This is a genomic window from Bacillus sp. F19 (assembly GCA_023823795.1).
GTDB lineage: Bacteria > Bacillota > Bacilli > Bacillales > Bacillaceae > Bacillus_P.
The window spans coordinates 4,794,751-4,812,865 of the sequence record CP085710.1; the positions used below are offsets into that span (position 1 = coordinate 4,794,751).

General features: G+C 37.9%; 10 protein-coding genes and 1 pseudogene. 2 read left to right on the forward strand and 9 right to left on the reverse strand.

Annotated elements, in window-relative coordinates:
* Positions 1 to 222: 222 nt before the first annotated feature.
* Both LIT25_24640 and LIT25_24645 read left to right on the forward strand, forming a co-directional pair.
* Complete coding sequence (locus tag LIT25_24640) at positions 223 to 831, forward strand: DUF624 domain-containing protein (protein ID USK33651.1); 609 nt, start codon at positions 223 to 225, stop codon at positions 829 to 831.
* Between the two features lie 30 nt (positions 832 to 861).
* Positions 862 to 3,081 (forward strand): AraC family transcriptional regulator, encoded by a 2,220-nt coding sequence (locus LIT25_24645; GenBank protein ID USK33652.1) that lies wholly within the window; start codon positions 862 to 864, stop codon positions 3,079 to 3,081.
* Positions 3,082 to 3,147: 66 nt separating this feature from the next.
* On the opposite strand, the gene LIT25_24650 is transcribed toward LIT25_24645, so the two are convergent.
* The 9 genes and pseudogenes from LIT25_24650 to LIT25_24690 all read right to left on the reverse strand — a co-directional run bounded on the left by LIT25_24650 (position 3,148) and on the right by LIT25_24690 (position 18,019).
* A complete protein-coding gene (locus LIT25_24650; protein ID USK33653.1) occupies positions 3,148 to 6,252 on the reverse strand; it encodes a beta-galactosidase in 3,105 nt (1,034 codons plus the stop codon).
* A 269-nt stretch (positions 6,253 to 6,521) separates the two neighbouring features.
* Entirely contained in the window at positions 6,522 to 7,409 is an 888-nt protein-coding gene (locus tag LIT25_24655; protein ID USK33654.1) for a sugar phosphate isomerase/epimerase, read from the reverse strand.
* A gap of 50 nt (positions 7,410 to 7,459) precedes the next feature.
* Positions 7,460 to 8,338, reverse strand: a complete 879-nt coding sequence (locus tag LIT25_24660; GenBank protein USK33655.1) for a sugar phosphate isomerase/epimerase — start codon at positions 8,336 to 8,338, stop codon at positions 7,460 to 7,462.
* Between the two features lie 76 nt (positions 8,339 to 8,414).
* Positions 8,415 to 10,436: a hypothetical protein gene (locus LIT25_24665; GenBank protein ID USK33656.1), complete on the reverse strand. Its 2,022-nt coding sequence runs from the start codon at positions 10,434 to 10,436 to the stop codon at positions 8,415 to 8,417.
* A gap of 435 nt (positions 10,437 to 10,871) precedes the next feature.
* Positions 10,872 to 11,951, reverse strand: a complete 1,080-nt coding sequence (locus LIT25_24670) for a HupE/UreJ family protein (protein USK33657.1) — start codon at positions 11,949 to 11,951, stop codon at positions 10,872 to 10,874.
* A 97-nt stretch (positions 11,952 to 12,048) separates the two neighbouring features.
* On the reverse strand, positions 12,049 to 12,423 hold the full coding sequence (locus LIT25_24675; protein ID USK33658.1) for an S-layer homology domain-containing protein: 375 nt from the start codon (positions 12,421 to 12,423) through the stop codon (positions 12,049 to 12,051).
* A gap of 397 nt (positions 12,424 to 12,820) precedes the next feature.
* Entirely contained in the window at positions 12,821 to 16,288 is a 3,468-nt protein-coding gene (locus LIT25_24680) for a discoidin domain-containing protein (protein ID USK33659.1), read from the reverse strand.
* A gap of 283 nt (positions 16,289 to 16,571) precedes the next feature.
* A complete protein-coding gene (locus LIT25_24685) occupies positions 16,572 to 17,354 on the reverse strand; it encodes a DeoR/GlpR family DNA-binding transcription regulator (protein USK33660.1) in 783 nt (260 codons plus the stop codon).
* Positions 17,355 to 17,869: 515 nt separating this feature from the next.
* A pseudogene (locus tag LIT25_24690) lies at positions 17,870 to 18,019 on the reverse strand (transposase).
* Positions 18,020 to 18,115: the final 96 nt, after the last annotated feature.

Below are 18,115 nucleotides of genomic sequence, written 5' to 3' on the forward strand. Positions count from 1 at the left end.
TATGTCATATATTTTTGTTGTGTAAGCGCTTAAAAACGCTGGAAATCCAAGTAAATAACAGTTTTTACACATTAACGTTAAATTCTACATATGCCGGTTTCGCAAAGACTCTATTTAAAAATCCGCGATTTATTGTTATTCTTATGATAGATTTTATTTAGAATTTTCAATCTTGTTAACGCTTTCTTAATCAGAAATAATTTCGGACGGTGGTGATAGTTAATGGGGTCTAACACTTTGATTGGAAAATTCTACACTCTGGCAGAGTGGATATTAAAAGCTATGTATCTGCATTTGTTGTGGATCATTTTTACTTTAGCAGGAGGGATTGTATTAGGGGTTATGCCTTCATCTGCAGCTGTCTTTTCAATCATTAGGAAGTGGCTTCAAGGGGAGACAGAGTTGAAAACCTTCCCTTTTTTCCTGTCCGTTTATAAATCAAGCTTTAAAACGACGAATTTAGCAGGCTTTATCTTTTTATGTTTAAGCATTGTACTTCTGGTTGATCTGCAGCTGAATGAACTTACTATTAAATCTGCTCTTATCCATTTACCTCTTCTGCTGTTTGGTTTGTTATTAAGCAGCACCATGATCTTATTCTTTCCTGTTTATGTGCACTATGATTTAAAATTCTTTCAGCATATTAAGCAGGCATTTATCCTATCACTGGCACAGCCATTGTGTGTAATCGCCATTTTATTATGGATCGTAACAGCGTATATCCTTTCGCTGTATATCCCTATTATCTTTTTATTCATGGGGATCTCTGTTGTAACTCTTCCAATAATGTGGTTTTCCCTGCATTCCTTTAACAAATTGGAGACAAAATGAATGAATTAAAAGATTAAAAGGGGTGTTGCTATGAAAAAGATGACTTCGAGATTATTGCTGCAATACATCTTTTCTTATTTGATTATATTTTTTGTTCCATTTTCTGTAATGGCCTTCATTTTATATCACAATTCTGTTTCCAGTATAAGAGAAGAAATTGAACTGTCAAATTTGCATAATTTAAATCATGTGAAAAACCTGATAGACAGCCGCATGCAGGAGCTTAGCAAGATCGGAACTCTAATATCATATGATCCAAATCTTACTCCTTATATGATAAAGATGAAGGAAAATCATCCTGAGGCAATAAAAAGCCTGGATAAATATAAAGAAAACAGCTCTATCATAACGGACCTTTATCTCTACTATAATGAGCAGGATCATATTTACTCTTCTGAAGGACTAATGTCAACAAATACATTCATAGAATACAAGACAACCTATACGGAAATGAAGACATTTCTGAAAGATATAGAGTCCTCAACCTACCCTTTTATAAGCAATAATCTGAAATTATCCAACAATACAACCGCCTATATTTATCCGCTTCCCTCAGGGGCTGTAAAGCAATACGGCAGTGTCATTTTTAAACTGAAAGACTCTTTCTTTAAAGACATGATTAACAATATTCTTGGTACATACGAGGGGAAAGTATTTATTTTAGATCATAATAATAAAGTAATTGCGACCAACAATAGGTATTCCGAAACCATCGATTTAAACCAGATCGAAAAGATAGCTTCTTCAAAAAAATCATTTATTGGAGAACTTAAAATTGATGGAAACTCCTATTCTATTTCATCCGTAAATTCAGAAAGAAGCAACTGGTCATTTGTTGCAGCCATACCTACTGAGCAATTTTATGGAAAAGTATCAAAATTCAGCACGTTTATATGGCTGATTATACTTGGGATCGCAGCCGCGGCTTCAATTCTTGCCATCATGCTGGGTTTATACCAATATCGTCCGATCAAAAAAATAATTGAATTTATTAAAAATAAAGATGAAAGCTTACAATTTACGAGTATTAACGAACTGGATACCGTGCGCAGCACTTTAGAAAACATTTATCTCAATCAGGAACAGTTAAATAAAATCGTATTGCATCAGGAGCCACTCGTACGTGATCAATGCTTAATGATGCTTTTGCAAGGACAGATGGATAAATATATACAGTCAGAAGGCTTATTGGAATCGCTGAACATTCAAATTGATGGTCCCTATTCATTTGTATTTACGACAGAATTAACAAGCAGGCAGCTAAGCACCATTGATATGAAGGAACTTGAGCTTTCCTCAAGCAGTTTAATAAAAGAGGTGACTATTTTTAGTGTTGAATTAATTAATAATAAGACTATGGTTTATGTGGCCAATGGAAATTCTGATCATCCTTCTGTTAAAGAAAGACTTATTAATGAATTTCAAAGAATCCTAATGAAGCACAATCCCAATCCCAAAATTGGTGTAGGTGAAACGTATAAAGGAATTAATCACATAAATCGTTCTTTTATTGAAGCATCAGCAGCCTTGGAATTCGCAAAATTAAGCGAGAAAAGAGATATAATTGCATTTACAGAAATAGATGAACTCAATGAAAAAATGTGGATCCCTAAAGAATACCTTTTAAAATTGTCGATGAGCTATAAACAGGGGGATGCTGAAATTGCATCTGAAACAATCATAACTTTGTTTAATTGGCTTCGAGACAACAGTTCATCTATTCATTTACTAAAAGGGATGACCTATGACGTTGTAAACACAATCACTAAAACAGTGAATGACATGAATGTATCCTGTAATTTCGGCAAAATCTATCAATTGATAGAAAGACAGTCATTTATCGAGATTGAAAAAAACTTAATTGAAATGACAATTGATATCTGTGCAGAAATTTCAAAAACAAAAGAATCTCAAAAAAATCAATTAGAGCAAAATATTCTCGATTATCTTACAACCCACTACGCTGAGTACGAATTAAGCCTTGAAGGAATGGCAGAGCAATTTGGCTTATCAAGCTCTTATCTGAGCCGTTTTATAAAAGAACAGACAGGAACAACTTTCTCACAGTATGTATGGAACTTACGGACAGACGAAGTTAAGAAACAACTGCTGCAGACTAATTCTTCAATTAAAAAAATTATATCTGAGGTAGGATATATTGACGTACCGAATTTTATCAGGAAATTCAAAAACTCTGAAGGAATTACACCTGGTCAATTCAGAAAATTATATACAAAAGCCACGGAATAACTGAGGGACAGTCAAAATAACACAAGAAGCCTTTTCCTGAATGTGAAAAGGCTTCTTTTCTTCTTTCTACTTAATGTGAGTGAAACCAGATTGAATGACCGCTGCAGATACTTCATGGTCCCGATATACACCTATTAGCTTTCCATCCTTCCCGGCTGCAAACAGCACAGACCGTTCAGCTTCCAGCAGGAACTCATATGTTGATCCGTTTTGTGTATTTTGTATTTCCATCTCAACATCTTCCCCGCATTCCGAAACAAAGATAAACAGATCCCCAGAATGAAAACTGAGCTTGCGCCCATATATACCTGGGTAATCGCCTTTTATCCATTTTAAATCTTCAGCGACACCAGCAATATTCAAAGCATGCTTATAAAGGCTGGAAATTGGTTCATTTCTTTCGTTTAGTTCAATTGATAACGGTGACCACAAAAGCTTCCCTTTTCCGATATTATATTGCTGAATCTCTGTTGGCTGTATACAATCAAGCGGGATCTCCTTTATAACTTCTGCTATTCGTTTGTCTGGGAACGATGCGAGATGCCTTGTATTATTAATGAACATAAATTCTTCTCTTCTAATATTTCCAACTGAAGTTTTACCGACAATACGCTTTGCTCTTTCAGTCTTATTCCAATACTCATCCAAGCTTATTGGTCCGGTATATAGCAATGTAGCTTCAGTAGCTTCCACTATTTCAAGAAGCTTTTCAAAAGCATTTGTATTAAAGGTATGCGCACTTGGCACTATGATTAATTTAGACGGATTTATCCTTAAATCATCCAGATGATATTCACTTATAGCCCGAAAAGCTACATTTAATTCATAGGCCATAACTCTAGTTAATCGTGAAGTAGAATCAAAAGCCAAACGCCTATTTGAAAAATCATTGGAAAATGGGAAAATAACAGCCACTTCTTCAATCTTTCTTCCTTCAAATATGTGGCTGATGTCTTTCATAAACGCCCCAAAATCATACGATACATTAGCCTCTGGCTTTTCTGTGCCATCGGCTCTTAATGCTCCGATATTAGACTCATTTATATTGTTCATAAAATAATTTGTATTCCATATCCATTGAACAGCGCCAGCCCCGGCCCCAGCGAAAGAATAAGCATATTTCCTTTCGAGAATATTCCTTAACTCTTCTTCGTTTCTCTTTGCGAGATTATCTGGACGCTCGACATACATGATTCCTGTTTCTTGAATTAAATTTGGTTTATTTGGAGCTTTAGTAAAGATGCTGTCCCATAAAAGCTGATCCATAAACCACCAAGAGTGATTCGTTGTATAGTCTACAGCCTCTTCATAAAACATCGGTGAGGGTCTTTGAGACGTCAAAGCTTCATCCTGTCCCACTGTGACCAATTGATCTGGTGTGAAATGCTTAATTGCTGCTGTTAAATCTTTTGCCCATTTATTATGCATATCCATGGTGTAGAAGGTATAGTCGAACCATTTTAGTCCGCGATTTCCCCAAGCCATGTTTTGAATATGTGAATTGATCTCACTAGGTTCAGGGGTATTGATGCTGTTGAAATCAGAAATTTCTGCCGGAGTTACATTCCAATTTTCTTGAAGGTTTTCAATCGTTTGATGTTTACTCTTTAACCAATTGCGGAATTCCTTTTTATCGTACGAATCATGAAGAGATCTCGGTCCTGAAAATCCCCGATTTGGATCAAACATAGATGGCTCATTAATTAAGTCCCAATTTAAATTCTTCGTCTCTTTATGTCTTTGCACAAATGTTGTAACAAACCGTTTTTGCGCTTCTACACTCCTTGGATCTAAGTATGGATTTTCTCCATCCCACATTTCCGGTGTGAATGAGAAAAAGCAGAACGTAACATCAATTTCATATTTTTTCGCACAAAGAACAAACGCATCTAAAGCTCTCAAGACTTCCTCACTTACGTGCCCGTCAACAAACATTATGTTGCGGTAAGCGGTCCAGATGCCTGTTCTTACATAATTAATATTTGCCTTTTTCATCTGGGCAAAATCACGATCCCAGACCGCAGGGTTTGGCAGAAATAAAAAATAGCGCGATACATCTGAGGTCATGTAAGTCATGCCGACAATAGGTAAAGGCTTCCCGTTCTTTCGGAAATAATCCCGATCGACTGTTAAAGGCTCCCCTTTACTTAATAAAGATCGATCCATTCCCCAGAATCCCTGCTTATAAATCCTTTTTTCTCCTTCATTTGATGTCGCCGTACACACAACATCATATAAGCCAGGTGAGATTGTAAGGTCAGGATGAATTCTTTTAAAATCCAAGTAGCTTGAAACAGCTGCATTAAAACTATGAGTAAATACTTCAGCATGATCTTTTGTAATTTTTATCTCAAAAGTCCATTCTGTGCTCTTCTTATGAATTGACTGAAATTGAAGGGAAATTGCCGGTGATTCATTCAATTCATAACAGGCATAATTAGTTTTCAGCCAAATTTCTGTAACGCCGCAGTTAATGTATTGGGAAAGACTTTCTATTAGGTGAATGCTTTGTTCATGATAAAAAGAATTAGACAGCTCTTGATTAATAAAAATCCATCTTCCGCCCGGAAATTTCCCCTTATAATTTTCTATCAATACAACAGGAGCCGTTATTTTTCTTTCTCCCTTATTTTCACCTGTAAGCAAAGGGTAAATCCTGGCATCCATAGGTCCGTTAGAACCCATTTCTTTTTCTATTGAACTTTTTTTTGTTACATGCAAAATAAAATTATAGGTGTCTTCTTTAGAAAATAGAGCTTCAAAGCCATCAAGTAATGGAATTTCCTTATTATGATTCAGGGTTTTTACATCTCCAGATTTTACTGAGAGCGCTTCATGTATGTTTAAATGCATGTGATAACCGGTTTGTTCTCTTTCTATTTCCCACGAACCATTTGTAAAGTTACAAGGCTCGCGAAAAGGAATACCGCCAAGATATAAAAGCCCCTTACCCTTTTCTAAAAATGTCGATATATCGCCCCAGGATCTTTTAGGAAAATAAGGACCATGCATGTGGATAAAACTGCTATATACAGGATTCCTAAGTTCCATTTCCAAATTCTTCGAATCCACAACAGTAAACTTTTCCTTTAAAAGATTTAACCATTCACGTGTTGGCCTTAATCCAGAAAATGGAAACGTTTCATCATAAAATACCAGAACCTGCTTCAACTAAAATCCCCCCATATCTGTAAAAAAATCTATTGCCGATAATAAAAGAGCACCTCATAATTGAAAAGCTCTGCATCAGTTTACCATTCCTAGTGGTTCGTACAATATGTGTATTATGACTAGGCTTTGTAAGAATTTACTTTCCATTAAAGACCGTCTATTTCTGCTAATCTTGTATCAATATATTTCCACAGAAACATCCTATATTTTTTGTAAAAAGACAAATGAAAAAGGGAAAGGAACTTGTTATTCCTCCCCCTGTCCATTGTTTACTTAAACTTTTGTATAAAAGCAATTGCTTCAGTAATATCTTGTATTGGATTTGTTTTAACTTCTCTTTCTATTGTCAGGTAGCCCCTGTAATCTACCTCTTGAAGAGCTGCAAAGTAATCTGTAAAATTCACATGGCCCATACCCAGCGGCACTTCCATAAAATATTCTCCTGAACTAACCATCTCGGCAATTTTCTTATGATCTGTTCCGCTGTCATGGCCAAGGAACCCATAAACATAGCTTGGATCAACTGGTTTGTATTGGATTCCATCTTTGACATGAGTATGGACGAGATACTCTTTAAGCAATTTAACCCCCTCAACTGGATCATCTCCAGTTACCATAACCATATTTGCAGGATCAAAATTAACGGAAACACCATTTGTACTGAGCGAGTCTAAAAATGATTTCAGCCGTTTAGCCGTTTCAGGGCCTGTCTCGATGGCAAAGTAAGCATTCAAGCTCTTCGCATAAACACCCAGCTCCTCACATGCACTTTGCATAGAATCATATATTCTGGAGCCGGGATCCTCAGGTATGATTCCAATATGAGTAGTCACAATGTTTGTACCCAGCTCTACTGCCAAATCTAAAATTCTTTTTGATTTCTCTATTTTTAATGGGTTAAGACCATGATCTTGAAATCCGTGTCCGCCTAAGTCCCCACAAAGGGCACTTATCTCTAAGCCTAATTCTTCTATCATTGATTTAAGATTTTTTCTGGCTGCTGATAATAAATTTTCAGGACTCATTTCACCTGAAACAGCGTAGATCTGAACACCATCCGCACCGAGCTTTTTTGCTGTTATTAAGCCTTCTTCAAGCGGCAATTGCAAACTGTCAACAATAATACCCGTTTTATTCTTTAATTTCTTGGTATCCATTTTAACTCTCCCTTCCTTTATAAGCAGCTCTGTTTTGTCGTACTCACATTCTAGAATTTAACTTCATCCCAGATTCGGCGGACGTTATCCATGCCAATTCTGGTGCCTTCCTGACAGTTTTCCATCCCCTCAAATTCTACCGTTAAATATCCATCGTAGCCTGATTGCTTGACCAGCCTTAATGCTTCACGGATATTAATATCCCCATGCCCAACAATAGCCCCGCGCAGATAATTATTGTTTACAGTTCTGAACCAGTCACCGCCACCGGGATTCTCATAGTAAGGGCGTATATAAAAGTCTTTGACATGGACTGTCTTGGCATATTTTACATTCTTCTTTACTCCCACCAGAGGGTCTTCGTCAATGCATAAGAAATTACCTATATCAAGTGTTGTTTTAAAATTATCCCGTTTTACAGCATGAAGCACCCGCTGTACACGATCACTTGATTGTACGTTGAAGCCATGATTTTCAATTGTTGTTGTTATGCCAAATTGATCTGCATAATCAGCAATCAGCTGACTTCCTCTTACCATCTGCTCAAAGTGCTCTTCAAAATAGTGTATGGTCATTTCTTCTTGCTCTAGTCTAAATGCAGTAACATCATGCCGCATAATTTTAATGCCCATTCGGTTAACAACATCCACATGTTTTTTTAATCTGTCTACCTCTTCTAAAAACGCTTGTTCCGTTTCCTGGATAAAATTAGCCGGGAGGGAATAGGCAGATAATTCTATTCCTGCATCAAGAGCTTTTTCTCTTATTGCATCTGCCAGTTCGGTATTGTCAACTACCGAAAAACCGTATGGAACGAGTTCAAGATGAGTACCCCCATTATCAGCTACCCATTGTACTGCATCCAATATGGTAAGGCTTCCATTTGTAATATCCTTTAATAAGCTATAAGAACTAATTCCAACTTTCACTATGCATACACTCCTTATTTTATGATTCTGCAAGATAAATTTTTTTGCTTGTTTAAAGCTAATTTGAGAGATGAAACTAGTTTACTGACCAGGCAATATCTTTGCACAATGCCGTGCTTCTCGAATGATCAGGGCTAACAGCCAGCAGTTCTAAATAGGTTTTTCGTTCATAATCTCTATTTTTTAATTGATGAATATAGTAAACTTCATCATAAATTCTTCCTACTAACTCGCGATTCCTTTCTCCTGTTACATGGTATATTTCGTAAAATAAGACGTTTTCCGCATCGAAGTCCCAGGATAGGAATACATCGGCTGTTCCCTCACTCATTTTCAGGTGATCAATTGTAAATCCGGTTGGCTCTTTTGGTTTTTCTGTTTTTTCTCCTTTTGCCAAATGAATTTGACCAAGATTCAGACAATAATCTCTTTGGCCGTTAGCAACTTGCATTCCAATGGCTGCAATTACTCTCCCTTTAAAGTTAGCCAGTGAAAGAGAATTGGCAGTCCAATCAGATGTCATTTTTTCTTCACTATCCACCCAATAGAACTGATAAGGCTGATCTTCAAAAATAAGACCAAACTTAAAGTCTTTTGAGTGATCTTTTAGATTGCTTTTGTATGTAAATGAAAGAGAAACATCATCATCTACTGTTAAGCATGTCTTAAAAAGTCTTATTTCTGCTGTTTGATCCTCCGTTAAATCTCCGCTTATTTTAAGTGATGAGCCTCCATCGTAGGCTGTTTGGTAATCATAAGAAACAGAGATTGGATGATCTGACCTGCTGTTTGTCACCCACCATTGCCATGTTGGCAAAATATCTTGAATACTGGCATTATTCCATTCTTCCGTGCTTGCCAGTTTCCCATTAATAAAGAATCTTTTCCCATGCCCTGTATTGAAACTTGTAAGAAAAGGATAGGAACCAATAACAGACCTCTCAGGTATATAATGAGCAACACCGTCCCAGCAGCGAAACTCTTCGGGATTGACTGCTTTATATTCATCTTTGTACGGCTTATATACTGTTCTCCCTATAGGATCTAAAGGACTTTCTGTTGGACCGCACCAATAACGTCTTTCTCGTCTATATACTTCTTCTTGATCTTCTGGGTCCAATTTATTATCATAGCGATTCCATACAAAATCTGTGCCGAACAGAGCCCAGCCAGTTCTAGGCTCACCGTTCTCAGGGAATATTAATCTCGTATCATATGGGGGGTTATATCCATATTTATCATTTTCTGTTCCTGCAAATACTTCTGTATAAGGGTCTAAACCTATTTTTTCAGCATGGCTATTAGAATACTCCAAACGCTTATCGTTCCACGCATAATTTAAGAAAATACTGTTGCTGACCCTTTCTGCCCCATCTCTTACCCAAATCTCATTTTTTTCGTTAAACTCATTCTGATAGTTTAACTTTCCATCTTTAAGAATTGCATCATACCATTGAACATGAAAAGGCTTTGATGCTTTTTTTTGCATGTATTTCATCATTTTCATTAAACTCTCACTGTCTTTTTGTGTGATAGTAGCTTCCTGATTAATAAAGTATCCATCAAACCCGAAATATTCACACATTTCAAGCAGTTTGTCAGCAACTGGAAAGGTATGATCTTCTTTCTCCTCAACCCATTCAGAAAAGTTTTGGCCTTCACGCGGCCAAAACCATTTCCCTAAGCTCAAGACACCGTTCCGATGTGCAGCGTCCGTATAAGCGGGATTAGGTAAATTGATAACACCATATTGAGCACTCTCTTCTTCTGAATGTAAAATAGGCAGCCCGTGCCATGCCCCGTAAATATCTGTATACTGCCAAAATTTAAGGAGGTTCTTCGCAAAAGATTTACCGTATTTAAAACTGATTGCTGATTTATCATAATCTGCAGATAAATTCATTACCTGTGGACGCGAACTGAGTTTGGGATTAACTTGAGCTGGTGCAAAAAATGGAATTCTTTTTGCCAATGGAACACGGGACCGATTATATTTTGCAAAGGGATCTGACTCAGCACTCCAATTTTTAATGTCATTCACATTATAGCCATGCAGACGAACCTGGTTAGTTTCTCTGCCTTTAACACTATTAGTCAATGTTTCTCTCCTCCCTAATAAATAATTCCTCAATGTCACAGAGTGATTTATTAACACAGCCTCCAATCTAATGATTAATTATTTATAGCTTTGCAAATTAATAGCATTATTTATATATGTATCTTTTTTTTAATGTGTCGTAACTGACAATTCTCTGCTAAATTGGGAATGTGTATATTTTAGTTGAGGCGAGCAGAACATATTTTTCAAATAAATGATATTCTCGCATAGTACAGAGCTCTAAGAGTATTTTTCATAACCTAACATACAATCATCTTGAGAAAAACAACCAACACTTTCACTCAATAACAAAACAACAAAAAAAACCTTGAAAATACTCAAGGTTTTTTTTCGCCGATAATTAATAAACTTTGCTTAATAAAAAAGAGCTAGCAAAATACCGCTAACTCTCGTATTGATCAATAAATGGCCTAATTACAATCTTTGAATCAACCAATAAAATGACAGCACAAAAATAAGGCAAGACGTTGAAATCATCATTTTACGATACCATGGGAACCTTCGCAGCCATAGCAAGAAGGGAAGTAATAGGCATAGGACCATGAGCTGGCCCGCTTCCACACCTAAATTAAATGTCAGGAGTGAGCCAATCAGATTTCCTTTTGGAAGTCCTGTTTCAGCTAAAGCCCCGGCGAAGCCCATACCGTGAATCAGGCCAAATATGGCTGTCAATATCCACCGCCATTTCGCCTTTTGAACAAACATATTTTCCACGGCCACGTAACAGATCGTCAGGGCAATCAAGGCTTCGACCCAATGCGAACTGACCTGAATACGGTCGGTGGCCACCAAGAATAGTGTTATGCTGTGGCCGATTGTAAAAGCAGTAACAATTTTCAACGCATCCTTTAAGCGAGATGCGATTAATACTAAGGATAACAAAAACAGCAAATGATCGTACCCGGTCAAAATGTGTTCGATTCCAAGTACAAAGTATTTCCATAGGACGGATCCAGTTTCAGGCTGGGGAGGGTCCTTAGGAAGGTCCTGGGAAAGGTTGATCAGAATATCTCTATTAGTGCTATCAATCATATCCTGCTGAAAATATTCCCCTGCATGGACCATGAGTACACTCGTATGAGCAGGCGCATCGTCAAACACCAGATCGTAATGAAGATTAAATTGTTCGATTTCTTCATCGGCGATAAACGTCAGTTGAAATTCCATGCCTCTTACGGCACCCTTTTGCGCCATGTTCATCGAAACCAATTCCATCGTTAAGGGCTTCGAATCCGCATCTATGCGAAGACCTTTCTGTAGATAGGATTCGATTTTTTGCGAGGCCTGTTCATCGTTCACCAGATTATCCAAGTCAGTACCGAATTGTGGAAACAAGTCTGTTTGTTCTATAAAAAGATCATAGAGAATCTCGTTCCCTTCAATGTTTAAATCCGAGTAATTCATATTTATGGAATGCGCATGTGAAGTTGTGGCAGTCCCAAAAAATAATAAGATCATGATGATGAACATGGACAGAAATGAACGCTGCTTCATAGCGGAACCTCTTTTCATGAAATGTTAGTATTACAATCTGCAATATAGTTTATCCGGTTACGAACGTTCATTCTGCAGCTTGAACATGTTGCTCGACTTATTTCAAGCTGTCCAAGAGTGTTTTTACTTGAGGGTTAAGGTTCAATGCGTACAGAACGATCGTAAGCGCCTCTGCGCGTGTGGAGTTGCCCTTCGGATCAAATAAGCCATTGCCCTTGCCGCTGATGATTCCCGCTTTTTCCGCATCCTTGATTTGATTTGCTGCATAAGAGCTTGCGCTTGCTATATCCGCAAAGTTGCCTTTGGAAGCATCTTTGTCCACTTTACTTAAGTCCACAATACGGGATAGAATAATAACCATTTTTTCACGGTTAATCGTTTTGTTCGGCTTGAACGTCCCGTCATCATATCCGGTAATCACTCCTGCGCTAGCAAGCTTCTCAATGGCGTCTTTACCCCCAGTGTCTGTCAATATCTTTCACAACAACCGACTGGACAACAATTAGGTCAATTTCTACACCGACGGCGCCAGCGACTGTCACATTACATATGAAATATGAGCCGGTATCCCGTTGCAGAGCGAGGAAATGCAGCTTTAGTACACCTTTGATACCATTAATCGTCCAAATCGATGAGGGGGAGAAAATTGATCTCCCCCAGTTTCATTACCGATCCATCCTAAATTTCGATTATGTGATGACACCTGCGTGTATACTTTTGGTTTCAAACACTTGAATTGCTCTACTTTTGTGTCAATACATATTGAGCGTCTCGCAGCAAATATTCAGCCGCTTCGCTTGAGATGTGCTTCCCGCTTTGAGCCTTCAATTTAATACGATTCAATACAATAAATTCTTTTAAGTTAGAAGCTAATTCTTTACAGTTTCTGTTTCAAGGACGCTAATCTCCGCGGCCGCTGCCCAGCCGTTAACACCCGCCGTCGCTTCGAGCTTGACATATGATGCATCTGTAGGATCAAAAGTTGCTACTTTCTCCGCATTGTCGTTTGCCCAAGTTCCGCTTGCAACTTTAGTAAAGGCCACTCCATCTGTACTTACATAAACGTTATATCCTGTAATATTTCCGTTGCTGCCTGATGGCCTTGGTAAATACGCGACCTTATCGATTGCGTAAGTTCCTCCAAGATTTAAGGTGATCGATTGGGGGAGAACATCAGATTTATCCCACTTTGTATGCCAAAACGTTTGTGGGTCTCCGTCAATCGCCATGGATGCTGAATTATTTTCACCAATCGTTTCCTGACTTGTCGCCGTTGCCGTCATTTGAGACTGAGGGATCTTATTAACCGTTACTTTAATGCTTGTTGTCAAAGGCACGTTATTGGGATTTTTCACCCCAGTTGGCAAAGTTACAGTTCCATTGACAGCGAAGGTTTGTGCAGTCTTTACAGTGGGATCATAGTTTGAAGCATCTACATTCCATGTCACATTGGCTTCTCCCCTGCCTGCATCAGTATCCAAGGATACTGTCTTTGGCAAGCCAAGGGCGTCCGCTGTCTTCGCCGTTCCGATTGTCAACCCTGTTAAGTCAGCAGGCGCAGTGATGCTGTTTAAATTAACACTTTGAGCCTCAATGTCAATGTCCTGCGACGAACGGTTATACATGGAATCGTCGGCGAATACCCTGAGTATATATGGAGTAGTCGGCGACAAATCTGTAAACTTATAATGTCTGTATTCATCGAATGGTTTGTCTAGCGGCAGTGAAAGGCTGTTAAACGATTTGTCCACTTTCCCGGTGAGCTTGTTGATAAGCTGAATATTATATTCCAAAACGCGCACATTGTCATTTGCTTGCTTTATTGTAAAAGCAAGTTCGTTGTTTTTGTAGGAATCGACCGTAATACCCTCTTCAAACTGCGGAGCTATGAGTTCTCTTATATCGCTCCTGCTATAGGTAAAGGCATCTTTGCCTTCACCAACGACTTTTACAGAAGGTGTCCCTACATATTCATCTGTACTTAAATTATACTGTTTGATGATAATTTTTGAACCGTAAACCTCTATGAAATTCGCGATGCGGGGTGTGGTATGGTAGTTGATATACGAGCCTTCTATATATCCGCCGTACGGACCGTTATCAATATAACTGGAATATGAACTCGCACCGCTGTCGAGATACGTAGCCGCACCTTGATAGTGAGAACGTTCGTCGGTCGGGTCGTATTGCGTATGACCTGACATATATACCACCTGCGAAAAATTATTGTCCGCAATATATTTACCTACAGCATTACTTCCCGCGCTGCTCCATGCCGATCCCCACGCGGTTCCGCTTATAGGGTAGTGAGAAGATACAAATATCGGTTTGGTTGGATCGTAATCCTCTTCTTTTTTAATTTGGTCGAGGAAATTGTTGGTTTTTCCCACCGTATTGCTGTTGTTAAAATTTCCGTCAAAACCCACAAAATTATATCCTTTTACCTTTACCCTATAAGCATCGTTATAGAAGTTGTTATCGTATGAATTCGTTGACTCGTTCCACGCGCCCGCCGAACCGATAGGTATTAAATTTTGGGAGCCGGCCATATCATGGTTGCCTCTTACCATATAAAGCTTCGTATTGTCAAACAGTCCCTCACTTTTAAGTTTATTGTGTACGTCTGTCAGGTGCTTCATCCACACATATTCCTCAGCTCTGTTACCGCCGGTAACGTCGCCAGGAATAAAGAGTACGTCGGCCTGTGGGAATAGTCTCAGTTCTGTTCTGTAATCTTTTTCAATGCGCGCGTGTGTTGCGGGATTACCACTGATTTCCGGGTCGCTGTCCACAATCATATTTAAACCGGCGGGAGTTAATGTTTTATTGCTTTTTTGATAGATGAATAAGGCGTTTTTTAGTTCACGTACGTAATAATTGATGGTTTCCTGTGTATATAATTTTACTTTTTGCGTTGTTGCAACCGTAGTTGCCGTATTCAAAACCTTTTTCAAATGATCAAAATCGGTTTGGCTGAAGCCTTTGCCGAGACCGTCTGCTATTATTGTATTTGCTTCTGATATTGTGTCGTTAAGTGCATTCACATCTACTTTATTTACAGCGTAACTCTTATAATTAGCTTGAACTACATCGCTGCTAAATGCACCTTTCCAAACATTCAGATCAGCTATATCGAATGAATTACCGCCATGTTTGCCCAATCCGTCGCTACCTATATTTAATGGGTTCGATGTATCTAAAGTTCCGATCCCAAGCGAAGTTTCAGTCATTTTGTAACCATCAATATACAACGATCCGAGCATTTTATCTCTGTCTACAACAAATGTCACGTAACGCCATTCGGAAGCATTAAACGTGTCGCGCCCAAATTTTACTGATGTGGTCGGGAATCCTAAATTCATATTGACCGAATTGGCTGATGTATAAATCGCCCAGCCTTCGTTAGAGCTCTTAGTAAAATCCTTGTTTGATAATATGACCTGATTATTGTTAGTGTCACCCTTATACCAGAAGGATGTGGTAAAACTGTCATTACCAAAATTCAAGCTATGCTTCGTACCGACATAATTGCCGTCTCCGCTTTCTAAGTGCAGAGCTTTGGTCCCGGGTAATACACCGTCTACATAACTATAATTTCCTTTCCCTTCCAAGTTCTCTTGATTTGCATCGTCCTTTAAATTATTGTCGAATTTCATCGATGCAATAAGGGGGTTGGCATTTAATACTGCGTTCGTGGGCAATGAAGTTTTTCTGTCACCATTTGATGGTAAACCAACTACAACGCGTAATTTTTTACCAATATCATTTAACGTTACGGTGTAGCTTTTGGATGTACCACCCGATTTGACATTAATATATTTATCGCTTATACGTGATTCCTGTACTTGCCATTGAAAAGTTAGATTTTTGCCCATTGAATCATCATCCATGATTACACTGGCGGTGATCGTTTGACCGTAAACCGGCTGCATATTGTCGATTTTGACGATATTGTCGTCCGACTTGTTTGTAAGTGCGTCTGCGGTGGTCGATAACATAACGAATATCATCGTGAATGCGAGGGTAATAGATAAAATTCTTTTCATTACAGAAAACCTCCATATTTTAAGTATTTTAAGAGTCTGTTCAAAAAGCTTGTAAAATTGAGTAAAAAACAAAACCGTAGCGAAACTTTGATGCGGAATATTGATTATATCGATCATGTCGACGACTCCATTGTGCTGGAGAAGGTCGCCCCGCTTTACAAAGATGGCGGGCATCCTCCCATCGATCGGGATGAGAGGAGATTTTCCGTCACGGAAATCCCCCTTTCGTTTCCAATATTGGAACCTTGATTTTCTCCTTCTACTGCTCTCATTAAACTGAAATGGTGCCATCTCAAAACAACATAAAATATAACACAGACACACAAATTACCTCTTGTATAAACAAATAATACACAATCATTATTAATTTTCTGTAAATACCGTGTAAATTATTGTTGATTTTATGCAAAATTACACATAAACACACAATTACACAATAAATAGCTGATGGTGGATTTTATTTTCCTGGCTGCAAAAAATAAAGATTTACTTTGCTGCTTGAAATTTGAGGAGAGAAGCTGAAATGAGATAAAATGAGTTTAAAAAACACATAAAAAAAAAGGAAAGTAGACGGCTACTTTTCCTTCAAATTAATCTTATTCACAATTTCAATACCTTCTTTTTTATATTTCTGCAGTACCTTTTCGGATAGATTTGAATCAGAAATAATACGGTCAACCCTTTCAAAATGGCAGACTTTCAATAATGATGCAACATCAAATTTACTGCTATCCGCCAGCACAATGCAACTTTGAGAATTCTCAAGCATTTTCTTTTTCACTTGGAATTCACCTAACCCGTAATCCGTCAGCCCTTCCGTCAAGGAAATACCACTGATGCTCATAAAAAAAGTATCAATGTGAAATCCTTTAAAAAATTCTTCCGCCAAAGAACCTACTAGACATAATTCTTCATTTCGGAGTACACCCCCGGGCATCAAAATCGTATAATGAGGCATTTCTGAAAGTTCTTTGGCAATGATTAAGGAATTTGTTAAAACGGTAAGTCTTTGAAACCTGCTTTTTAATTCTTTCGCCAATTCGGTATTTGTTGTGCTGACATCTAATGCAATGGATTGTCCTTCTGTAACATAATGTGCAGCAATCTTCGCTATTTCCATCTTTTCCTCAATATTTTTGGTTTCCCGCAATGAGAAATTGATTTCTTGACTGTTCGCATTATCTAAAACCGCTCCACCGCGCACCCTTCTTATATACCCTTCTTTCTCGAGATATTCAAAATCCCTGCGGACTGTTTCGGTAGACACACCAAACATTTTTGTGATCGAAGACACCTTGACAGACTTATTTTTCCGCAAGCATTCCATTATATTTTCATGACGCTCATGAGCTAACAATATTTTCACCTGCTTTAGTTATTAGGCAAATTTGGTATTTCTTAATTTTTTTACTTATTCTATAAATAACACAAATTCGCATAAGTTCACAACCTAACTCATGTAAGATTTTTGTAAAGTTTTTACATATGGATATGTACATACAAGCTTTCTCAGTATTTTTCTACAAAGCTATCCAATATAAATAAGATATGTTTGAATGAACATAATTTTTGGAAAAATGAAGAAATAACCAAAAAGCTGGTTTATAGGAGGCGGAAAACATATTGAGGAGAAGGATGGCCGTTTCATTACTGTTGGTATTTAGTATTTTTACTGGATGCACACAAATTCCCCGCGAAAGAGAATCTGGCATTATCAAAACAAAATTTTTTATAAATTTTCGAACTTAATTTTAAATCCACTGCAAGCTTATATTGCAGCCAGTATAAATCGGTATAGATTGAAAAATTGACAGCTCATATGCTGTCAATTTTCTCTTTATTCGGTCTGCTTTTGCAGCAATTTTTGATTATAAGGCAGGTAGTACCATATGTTTTATCATTATTCTTTCCTGGTCCAAGCTGCGCGTTAAGAAATTGACCACTCAGTAAATCATATTCCAATTGGATTTTCACGCCTGCCGTATTACTACTCCCGCCTGAACCTTGATAGTCAGTGGCAACACGCTATATCTACGTGGTTTTTTACTATTATGATTATCCTTAAAAAACATAATAGCACCTCTTTTTTATTAAGCCTAATTCCTAACTTATTAAGAA

Coding starts and splice junctions, on each gene's coding strand:
- LIT25_24645 (USK33652.1), top strand. CDS start 862: ATGAAAAAGATGACTTCGAGATTATTGCTGCAATACATCTTTTCTTAT.
- LIT25_24670 (USK33657.1), bottom strand. CDS start 11,951: ATGAAGCAGCGTTCATTTCTGTCCATGTTCATCATCATGATCTTATTA.
- LIT25_24655 (USK33654.1), bottom strand. CDS start 7,409: ATGGATACCAAGAAATTAAAGAATAAAACGGGTATTATTGTTGACAGT.
- LIT25_24640 (USK33651.1), top strand. CDS start 223: ATGGGGTCTAACACTTTGATTGGAAAATTCTACACTCTGGCAGAGTGG.
- LIT25_24680 (USK33659.1), bottom strand. CDS start 16,288: ATGGCACCATTTCAGTTTAATGAGAGCAGTAGAAGGAGAAAATCAAGG.